The sequence below is a fragment of the Aliarcobacter sp. genome, assembly GCF_041672065.1.
GTDB classification, from domain to species: domain Bacteria; phylum Campylobacterota; class Campylobacteria; order Campylobacterales; family Arcobacteraceae; genus Aliarcobacter; species Aliarcobacter skirrowii.
Genome location: NZ_JBAZAH010000057.1, coordinates 1 through 10,484 on the forward strand (window position 1 = coordinate 1; position 10,484 = coordinate 10,484).

At 27.8% G+C, this 10,484-nt stretch carries 7 protein-coding genes and 8 tRNA genes; 14 read left to right on the top strand and 1 reads right to left on the bottom strand.

The window, feature by feature from the left end; genetic code table 11:
• The coding region (gene ileS / locus WC168_RS08045) for an isoleucine--tRNA ligase (protein WP_372618579.1) at window positions 1–2,035 on the bottom strand (2,035 nt) is incomplete at its 3' end.
• A gap of 188 nt (window positions 2,036–2,223) precedes the next feature.
• Here ileS and WC168_RS08050 point away from each other — a divergent pair.
• The 14 genes from WC168_RS08050 to WC168_RS08115 form a co-directional block, all read left to right on the top strand.
• On the top strand, window positions 2,224–3,582 hold the full coding sequence (locus WC168_RS08050) for an FAD-dependent oxidoreductase (protein WP_372618581.1): 1,359 nt from the start codon (window positions 2,224–2,226) through the stop codon (window positions 3,580–3,582).
• A gap of 44 nt (window positions 3,583–3,626) precedes the next feature.
• Window positions 3,627–4,130, top strand: a complete 504-nt coding sequence (locus WC168_RS08055; protein WP_066407129.1) for a CinA family protein — start codon at window positions 3,627–3,629, stop codon at window positions 4,128–4,130.
• A gap of 59 nt (window positions 4,131–4,189) precedes the next feature.
• A tRNA-Lys gene (locus WC168_RS08060) sits at window positions 4,190–4,265 on the top strand.
• Window positions 4,266–4,284: 19 nt separating this feature from the next.
• A tRNA-Glu gene (locus WC168_RS08065) sits at window positions 4,285–4,359 on the top strand.
• A 16-nt stretch (window positions 4,360–4,375) separates the two neighbouring features.
• Window positions 4,376–4,451, top strand: a tRNA-Val gene (locus tag WC168_RS08070).
• A 13-nt stretch (window positions 4,452–4,464) separates the two neighbouring features.
• A tRNA-Asp gene (locus tag WC168_RS08075) sits at window positions 4,465–4,541 on the top strand.
• A 15-nt stretch (window positions 4,542–4,556) separates the two neighbouring features.
• Window positions 4,557–4,632 (top strand) — tRNA-Lys (locus WC168_RS08080).
• A gap of 19 nt (window positions 4,633–4,651) precedes the next feature.
• Window positions 4,652–4,726: transfer RNA gene (locus WC168_RS08085), tRNA-Glu, on the top strand.
• Window positions 4,727–4,742: 16 nt separating this feature from the next.
• A tRNA-Val gene (locus tag WC168_RS08090) sits at window positions 4,743–4,818 on the top strand.
• Window positions 4,819–4,831: 13 nt separating this feature from the next.
• Window positions 4,832–4,908 (top strand) — tRNA-Asp (locus WC168_RS08095).
• A gap of 64 nt (window positions 4,909–4,972) precedes the next feature.
• Entirely contained in the window at window positions 4,973–6,556 is a 1,584-nt protein-coding gene (locus WC168_RS08100) for a cache domain-containing protein (protein WP_372618583.1), read from the top strand.
• On the top strand, window positions 6,537–7,199 hold the full coding sequence (locus WC168_RS08105; protein WP_066158742.1) for a response regulator transcription factor: 663 nt from the start codon (window positions 6,537–6,539) through the stop codon (window positions 7,197–7,199). Before WC168_RS08100 ends, WC168_RS08105 begins: the two co-directional genes overlap by 20 nt.
• A gap of 107 nt (window positions 7,200–7,306) precedes the next feature.
• Window positions 7,307–8,926, top strand: coding sequence for a VC_2705 family sodium/solute symporter (locus tag WC168_RS08110; RefSeq protein ID WP_372618585.1), 1,620 nt, complete (start codon window positions 7,307–7,309; stop codon window positions 8,924–8,926).
• On the top strand, window positions 8,923–10,484 hold a 1,562-nt coding region (locus WC168_RS08115), incomplete at its 3' end, for a DUF294 nucleotidyltransferase-like domain-containing protein (protein WP_372618587.1). The genes WC168_RS08110 and WC168_RS08115, both read left to right, overlap by 4 nt.

Below are 10,484 nucleotides of genomic sequence, written 5' to 3' on the forward strand. Positions count from 1 at the left end.
AAACACCCAATTTTTCAACTTCAACTAATTTTTCAAGTCCATCAATATTTGCAAGTAAAAATCTTGCTGTATTTCTTATTTTTCTATAAAGTTCACCATTTTGTTTTAAAATATTATCAGAGATTTTTTGATCATTTTGATAATCACTCATTGCAACCCATAATCTAAGTATTTCAGAACCATATTCTTTCATAATTTTTGCTGGTTCGACTGTATTTCCCTTTGATTTAGACATTTTTTCGCCTTTTTCATCCATGGTAAATCCATGAGTAACTAAAGCTTTATAAGGAGCAATTTCACTTGAAGCAAGTGTAGTTAAAAGTGAAGATTGGAACCAACCTCTATGTTGATCACTTCCTTCAAGATACATATCAGCTGGGAATGTTCCAGCATCATAATTTCCACTTCTTAAAACAGCATTTTGTGTACTTCCACTATCAAACCAAACATCCAAAATATCCAAAGTTTTTTCTAAATCATCAGGATTTAATCCACTTCCAGGATATAATAAGTCTTTAATTTCCATATCGTACCAAGCATCACAACCATGTTGTTCAAAGATCATTGCTGTAAAGTTTAATACTTTTTCATCAAAAATTATCTCATCAGTTTTTTTATTTCTGAAAAATGCAATTGGAACTCCCCAGTCTCTTTGTCTTGAGATACACCAATCAGGTCTTCCATCAAGCATAGCTTTTAATCTATTTCTTCCCCACTCTGGATAGAATTTTAGATTTTCAACTACTTCCAGAGCATTTTCTCTTAATGTTTGATTTTTTTCTCCATACTTATCATCAATAGAGATAAACCACTGTTTTGTTGCTCTAAAAATAATTGGTGTATGAGTTCTCCAACAGTGTGGATAAGAGTGTCTAATATCTACTCTTTTTAATAAAGCAGCTCCTAACTCTTCTAAAATCAACTCATTTGCTTTAAATACATTTAATCCTAAATATTTATCACAATCTTTAAATAGTTTTTCTCTAATAATTGTTTCATCATATTTTCCATAAGCATCAACTGGCATAATCACTTCAATACCATATTTAAGTGATACTTTATAGTCATCCTCTCCATGTCCTGGTGCTGTGTGAACTGCTCCACTTCCAGAATCCATTAAAACATGCTCTCCAAAAATAACTCTAGAGTCTCTACCATTTAGTGGATTTGTAGCTTTTGTATTTTCTAATTTTAATACATCTATTGTCTCAATAATAGACCCTTTTATAACCTCTTGCTCAATTAAAGAGTTATATAGTTTACGAGCTACTATAAATTTATCACTTGTAAGAACATACTCTTCATCTTTATTTAGTGCAATCGCTTGATTTGCTGGAAGAGTCCAAGGTGTTGTTGTCCAAATAATAATACTAGCATCAAGATCTTGATGTTTAAATGCCACATAAATTGAAGGTGAAGTTTTATCTTCATACTCAACTTCAGCTTCAGCTAAAGCTGTTTGAGCTGCCCATGACCAATAAACAGGTTTACTTCTTTGAACCAATAATCCTTGTTTTGCAATTGTACAAAGCTCTCTATAAATATTTGCTTCAAATTTAAAATCCATTGTTAAATATGGATTTTCCCAATCAGCAATAACTCCAAGTTGTTTAAACTCATCTTTTTGAATTTCAACAAATTTTGTTGCATGATCTCTACAAAGTTGTCTTAATTTTGATTTTGGAAGCTCTTTTTTCTTTTGGCTTCCTATTTTTTCTTCAACTTTTTGCTCAATTGGTAAACCATGACAATCCCAACCTGGAGTATATCGTATAGATTTTCCATCAAAATAGTGAAATTTATTTATAATATCTTTTAAAATTTTATTTAAAGCATGACCTATATGAATATTTCCATTTGCATAAGGAGGTCCATCATGAAGAGTAAAACTTTCACACCCTACTCTATTTTTCTTCATTTTTTCATATACAGCTTGTTCATCCCACTTCTTGTATCTTATTGGTTCATTTTGTGGCAAACCACCTCTCATTGGAAAATCAGTTTTTGGTAGTAGTAAACTCTCTTTATAATCCATCATAACACCTTATATTTATCTGTTTAGCTTATTATTTAAATCGCTGATTATATCTAAAAGAGTTTTAATTTACTTTAATCAACAAAAATAGTTAATTTTCAAATTTTAAATATTTCATTTATCTAAAATCAAAACTTTATATGATAAAATCGTTCCCAAATTTTGACATTAAAAATATAGGATATAAAATGAGTGCAAAACATTATGAAGTAATCGTTGTTGGTGGTGGAATTTCAGGAGCCGCTATGTTCTTTGAGCTTGCTAAATATTCAGATGTAAAGAATATCTGTCTTTTAGAAAAATATGAAGATTTAGCAACTTTAAATTCAAAAGGTACAAGTAATTCTCAAACAATTCACGTTGGTGATATTGAAACAAACTATACATTTGAAAAAGCAAAAATTACAAAAAGAACTGCAAAAATGATTGAAAAGTTCTGTTTGGCATACAACTTACAAGATAAAATTATGTTCAAACACCAAAAAATGGCTTTAGGAGTTGGTGAAAAAGAGGTTAAATTTATTACAGATAGATATAATCAATTTAAAGAGATTTTCCCTTATTTAGAGTTATGGGACAAAGAGGCTTTAAGAGAAAAAGAGCCATTACTTGTTTATGCTGATAAAGAGAGAACTAAAGATAGACCTGAACCAATTGTTGCAATGGGTACAAATGATCAATACACAACTGTTGATTATGGTGAAATGACTAAAGAGCTAGTTAAAGCTGCTAAAGGGGCTGATAGTTCAAAAATTACTGATGTATTCTTTAACTCAGAAGTTGATGAGATAGAAAAAATTGACAAAATGTTTAAAGTAACAACTACTAAAGGAGATGTTTATACAGCTGATTTCGTTGTTGTAAATGCTGGAGCACATTCACTTTATCTAGCTCATAAAATGGGGCATGGGAAACATATGGGTTCACTATCTATGGCTGGATCATTTTATATTACAAATGGAACATACTTAAATGGTAAAGTTTATATGGTACAAAATGACAAACTTCCATTTGCAGCGCTTCATGGAGATCCAGATATCTTATGTGAAGGTAAAACAAGATTTGGACCAACAGCTCTTGCACTTTTAGTTTTAGAAAGATATAAAGGTGGAAAATCATTCTTCCAATGTTTAAAAACTTTAAACTTTGATGGAAGTATTATGAAAATATTCTGGGATTTATTAAAAGATTCAGATATTAGAAACTATGTATTTAAAAACTTCTTATTTGAAATTCCAGGAATAAACAAAAAACTTTTTGTTAAAGATGCACAAAAAATTGTTCCTTCACTAAGTGTAGATGATATTGAGTATGCAAAAGGTTTTGGAGGAGTTAGACCACAAGTTTTAAATAAAACGGAGAAAAAACTAATGTTAGGTGAAGCTTCTATTACTGAAGAAGAAGGAATTATATTTAATATGACACCATCTCCAGGTGCAACTTCTTGTTTTGGAAATGCAGAAAGAGATATCAAAATTGTTACAAAACATCTTGGAAAAACTTTCTACGAAGATAAATTCCTAGCTGATTTTACAGATGATAAATAATAATTAGAAAAAGGCAAAAGCCTTTTTCTTTATAAAGGATTTTTATGTCAAAAAAATTCTCTAAAAAAGATATGATAACTCTACAAAATCTACTAAGAGAGAATCATCTTACAATTACAACAGCAGAGTCTTGTACTGGTGGATTAGTTGCTAGCATGATTACTAAAATTTCTGGATCAAGTGATGTTTTTAATGGAAGCATTGTTACATACTCAAATAAGATAAAAAATCAAGAACTTGGTGTTTTAAAATCAACATTAAAAGATTTTGGAGCAGTTAGTAAAGAGGTTGTATCTGAAATGCTAAAAGGAGTTATAAAAAAATTTGATGCATCTTATGGTATTGCAATATCAGGGGTTGCAGGACCAAATGGTGGAACAAAAAACAAACCTGTAGGTATGGTAGTAATTGGAATTTCAGATAGTTTTGGAGCTCAAAAAATTAAAATTTTTAACTTTAAAGGTAGTAGAGAAGAGATCCAAAAAAAAGCTGCACTTACTTCTTTAAAAGAAATTTTAAAATTTATTAAAAAAACTCTTGACAATTAATTTAATTTGCACTATAATTCCAGTCCATTTTGAGTTTAGTAACTTAAAATTATAAAAATGACTTGTTAGCTCAGCTGGTAGAGCATCTCACTTTTAATGAGGAGGCCGATGGTTCGAATCCATCACAGGTCACCATTTTTATTTTGTATATCTTGGCCCCTTCATCTAACGGTTAGGATTCATGGTTTTCATCCATGCCACAGGGGTTCGAATCCCCTAGGGGTCACCAAGGTCAAATATACAAAGGTCGATTAGCTCAGTTGGTAGAGCGCTACCCTTACAAGGTAGATGTCATAAGTTCGAGTCTTATATCGACCACCATTTCTTAAAAGGTGCGGCCATAGTTTAGTTGGTTAGAATGCCTGCCTGTCACGCAGGAGGTCGCGAGTTCGAGTCTCGTTGGCCGCGCCATTTTTCTTATTTTATGACTTGTTAGCTCAGCCGGTAGAGCATCTCACTTTTAATGAGGAGGCCGATGGTTCGAATCCATCACAGGTCACCATTTTTATTTTGTATATCTTGGCCCCTTCATCTAACGGTTAGGATTCATGGTTTTCATCCATGCCACAGGGGTTCGAATCCCCTAGGGGTCACCAAGGTCAAATATACAAAGGTCGATTAGCTCAGTTGGTAGAGCGCTACCCTTACAAGGTAGATGTCATAAGTTCGAGTCTTATATCGACCACCATTTCTTAAAAGGTGCGGCCATAGTTTAGTTGGTTAGAATGCCTGCCTGTCACGCAGGAGGTCGCGAGTTCGAGTCTCGTTGGCCGCGCCATTTTAATTTATCTTTTTATCAATAAAATATAGCTACTATTACAACTTATTTTTAAAGGTAGCAAATGTTAAAAGCGAAATCTCTTTATCATCTAATTGTCTATAGTATTTTTTTTATTGTTTTACTTATTGCATTTTTTACTTTTATTATAATAAATAATGCACACGATGAACTTCAAGAAAAAATTATCACTCTAAAAGAGGATTATTCAAATAGTCAAAAAGAGATTCTAAAAAGTCATATAAAAAACAGTTTAAAATTTATAGAGTTTTACTACGAAGAGAATAAAAATTTAAAATCAAAAGATGAGATTAAAAAAGAGATTATATATATTTTAAATAGAATTAATTTAAATGAAAATCCAAATGAGTATATATTTATTTATGATTTTAGTGGTGTTTTAATAGATAATTCAACAGATAAATCAAATATTGGTAAAAATTTCTTAAATTTTACAGATAGTAATAAAAAAGAGGTAGTCAAAGAGCTAATTGAAATATCTAAAAACAGTGATGGTGGATTTGTAAACTACTTTTGGACAAAACCTGAAATTACCAAAGAGAGAAATAAAATATCTTATGTTATATCTTATGAACCATTTTCTTGGACTATTGGAAAAGGTGTCTATTTAGATGAGATTGATAAGCTAATTAGACAAAAAGAGCAAGAGTACAACAAAAAAATCTCAAACTATACTTTGCAAATTGTTTCTATGACAATTTTACTTATTTTATACTCAATATTTATATATAAAAACGCAACTATTTTAATTGTAAAAGATGTTACTGAAATAGGAAAATATTTTAAAGAGGCTCAGGAGAAAAATGAACCTATAAATCAAAGTAGATTTATATTTGGAGAGTTTAAAGTTATTGCTAATTTTGCATTTGATGCAATAAGCAATATAAAACTAAAAACAAATATTTTAGAAGGCTTAAATAAAAACCTAGAGGAAAAAGTTGAGGAGAAAACAAAAGAGTTATCAGAGCTTGTTGAGAGTCAAAAGAAATTTATAAAAAACTCTGTTCATGAGATAAATACACCTTTATCAATTATTAGAACAAATATAGATCTTCTTAAAATGAAAGTTGAAGATAATAGCTATATTACAAATATTGAAGCTGGAAGTAAAATAATTCAATATATTTATGATGATTTATCATATTTAATTAAAAAAGATAGAGTTATTTATGAGAAAGAGTACCTTAATTTTAGTGAAATTTTAGAGAATAGATTAACTTTTTTTGAAGAGATTGTAAAATCAAATAGCTTATATTTTATAAAAAACATTGAAGAGGATGTTTATATAAAATTTAACTCTATTGAACTTCAAAGAGTAATTGATAATAATTTATCAAATGCGGTTAAATACTCGTTTGCAAGATCTCCAATATATATTAAACTATTTTATGTAGATGATGAAGAGGTTGAACTTTCAATTACAACCTCTTCTAAAAAAATAGATTATATTGATAAAATTTTTGAAGATTTTTATAGAGAGAATCAAGCAAGAGGTGGATTTGGACTTGGCTTAAAAATAGTAAAAGAGATTTGTGATAAGAATTTAGTTATAATCAAAGTTCTATCAGATACAAAAGATACAAAATTTATATATAGGTTTAAACTAAATGAAAATACTACTGCTTGAAGATGAGTTAATGCTAAACAACACAATAACTGAATATCTAAAAAATATTGGTCATATGGTTGATAGCTATTTTGATGGACAAGATGTTTTAGATAATATTGAAAATAGATACGATTTATTAATTCTTGATGTAAATGTTCCTACAAAAGATGGATTTATGATTTTAGATGAGTTAAATAGTAAGAAAATTCATATTCCAACAATTTTCATTTCAGCTCAAATTGATATAGAAGATATTACAAAAGCATATAGTTTAGGAGCTAGAGAGTATCTTAAAAAACCTTTTCATCTTGAAGAGTTAGGAATTAAAATAAACTTAATTTTAAAAAAAGAGCAAAGAGATACAAGCCATATCAAATTTTCAGAGAACTACTCTTACTCAAAAGATAAACAGACTCTTTATTTTAATGGTGAACCTCAAAATCTTACAAAAAAACAGTTAGAGATAATCCATATTTTAGCATTAAATATAAATATGATTGTAGATTTTGAACAGTTTAGAATTGATGTTTGGGATAGTGAAAACATTGATAATCCTACAATTAGAGCTGAAATTTCAAGACTTAAAAAGAGTTTAAAAGAGGATTTTATAAAAAATATAAGAGGTTTGGGATATAAAATAGATAGATACTACTCTATTTAACAAGTTTCCTATTTTGCTATGCTTTTGCTATATATTTTAAATATAATTCGCCTTAATTTTCAAGGAAGTAATATGCAGTTTTACATATTTTTTAGGAATACTCTTTAATGGAACTTCAATCTTTAATATATCTTTTTGTAGGAATATCATTCACAATCTATTTTGGTATAGCTATGTGGACAAAATCTACATCTACAAAAGATTTTTATATTGTAAAAAAAGCCAATAACAAAACTATTTCAAATGGTCTTTCTATAGCTGTTGATTTTATAAGTGCAGCTACATTTATCTCTTTTGCTGGTATTTTTTTATACTCTTATTCACTTACAAACTATATTATTGTAGGAATTATTTCAGGATTTTTTATACTCATATTTATCATTGCTCCAAAAATAAGAGAGAAAGATGAACTATCTATTCCATCATTTTTTGATATAAAATATAGTAGTTTAGAGATTAAAAAACTATCTGCTTTTATAATTTTAGCTATATCTTTTTTATATCTTTGCGCTCAAATAAAGGCAACTGGAATAATCTTTTCAAGAATTTTTCAAATAGAGTTTACACTTGCTTTACTTTTTGCATCAATTTTAACTTTTTTTTATGCAACTATATTTGGTAAAAAAGAGTTCTCTTACTCTTATATTCTTCAATATATTATTATTCTTTTCTCTTTTGCAACTCCAATTATATTTTTAACTATATCATTAACAAATAGTTTTATCCCTCAACTTGCAATCTTTTCATCTATACAAAATACAGAAAATTTAGTAGTTGAAATTCAAAATAGTTTTAATATATCTTTAAAAGAGAGTAGCTTTTTAACTACTACTTTTTTAACTATATCTTTAGCTCTTGGAGTTGCTACTTTACCACATATTTTAACAAAATTTTTTCATACAAGTAGTGTTGAAAATAGCAAAAAAAGTGCAATTTGGGCAACTGTTTTTATAGCTTTAATATACTCTTTTTTAATATCATTACCAGCACTTTCATACATAAATTTTTCAAAAAATATCTCAAATGTAGAGTATAAATCTTTTATAAAAGATGAATTTATAAATGATAAAAATGAGCAAATCTATGGTAAGTGGCTTAAAACTTGGGAAGATACAAATTTAGTAAAATATAGTGATGAAAATAGTGACAATCTTGTAACTTTAAATGAGTTAAAAATAGATCCAGATACAATCTTTTTACTAAATAGTGAAGTTAATAATATGCCAAATTGGGTAATTGCTTTAGTAATTTCAGGTGCACTTGCTGCAACTTTATCAACAATTACAGGACTTTTACTATTAATAAAAGCGACTTTAGTAAATGAATTTTTACCAAACAATAAAAAAATATCAAAACTTAAATTAAACTCTATTTTAGCTATTTTAATTGTATTCGCAACTTTATTACAAATAAATAATAGTTACACTATTTTACAAATAGTTCTTTTGGCTTTCACTATTAGTGCAGCAACTTTGTTTCCAACAATTATTTTAACTATTTTTAAAAATATAGATAAAAAATCAATATTTTTTGCTCTTTTAATATCTTTTTTATTTGTAGTTATTTACACAATTGTCTATAATTTTAAAGTTGAGCAGAGTAATTACTTTTTGTATTTAATACCAGAATCAATTGGAATAGTTGGAGCATTTTTAAACTTTTTTATAGCAATAATTGCATCAAAATTTATATTTTCAAAAAATAAAAAATCTAAGGAGATAAGATGAGTATTCAAGATCAAGAGGTTTTTTTATCAAAAATCCACCCTTTTGAAGTTTTAAGCCCAAGCCAAATGGCAAAATGTCTTGAGCATATGGATATAGCTTATTATCCAAAAGGAACTATTTTAATAAGTCCAAACAATATTCCTAATCACTTTTTTTTAATTATAAAAGGTTCAGTTTTTGAATACAACAGTGATAATGTAGTAGTTATGGATTATCAAAGTGAAGATACTTTTGATTCAAACTCACTTATTTATAATAAATGTTCAAATACTTTTAAAGTAAATGAGGAGCTAATTTGTTATGAATTAGATAAAAAAATGTTTTTAAATTTAATAGATGCAAATCAGGAATTTAAAGATTTCTTCTTAAAAGATTTAGTAAATAAATTAAGAACTTTAAAAGAGAAAGAGAATGCATCTCAACTATCATCTTTTATGATTGCAAAAGTTCAAGATACTCTAATTCACGAGGCTTGTATTGTAAAAAAAGATACAAAACTAATAGATGCAATTGAAAAATCAATGCAGTTTAAAACTTCAACAATTATAGTTGAAGGTGAAAATAAAGAGTATGGAATAATTACAGATTCGCTTTTAAAAGTAAAAGTTTTACTTCAAGGAAGAGATTTAACAATACCTGTAAAAGATATTGCTATCTTTCCACTTTTAACAATTAATAAAAATGATTATCTGTTTGATGCTCTTACAATTTTAGTTAAAAAAAATATAAAAAGAGTTGGTGTTGTTGATGATAATAAAAATATGGTTGGAGTTTTAGAACAAATAGATATATTATCTCACTTTGCAAATCATACTTATGTAATTGAATCAAAAATCAATAGTGCAAAGAGTATTGAAAATTTAAAAGAGGCAACAAAAGATTTTATGGATATTATTACATCTTTACAAGCAAAAGGTGTAAAAATACATCATATCTCTAATTTAATTGGTCAATTAAATACAAAACTATATCAAAAAGTTTACTCACTTATAGTTCCAGAAGATTTACAAAACAGCTCTTGTATTTTTGTAATGGGAAGTGAAGGAAGAAATGAACAGATTATAAAAAATGATCAAGATAATGCTTTAATAGTAAAAGATGGTATTGATGTAGAACAATACAGACCTTATATGCAAAAAATTACTGATGCACTCATTTTCTTAGGGTATCCACCTTGTAAAGGAAATATTATGGTTTCAAATCCACAATGGTGCAAAAATTATAGTGATTTTAAAAATGATTTAAATAGATGGTTAAATAATAGCTCAAATATGAAAGATTTTTTAGATTTAGCAATATTTATAGACTCTTATGCTGTTGCTGGGGACAAAAATCTTTTAATTGATTTAAAAAATATTCTATACTCAAAAAAACATAGTGCAATATTTTTGGCATATTTTGCAAAATCAACAACTGCATTTGATACCCCAACAACTGTATCAAATTTTATGGGGAAAAATGATTTAATAAATATTAAAAAAGCAGTTATATTCCCAATTATTCACGGAATTAGAAGTTTTTCTTTAAGAGAGGGAATTAAAGAGACAACAACTGTAAA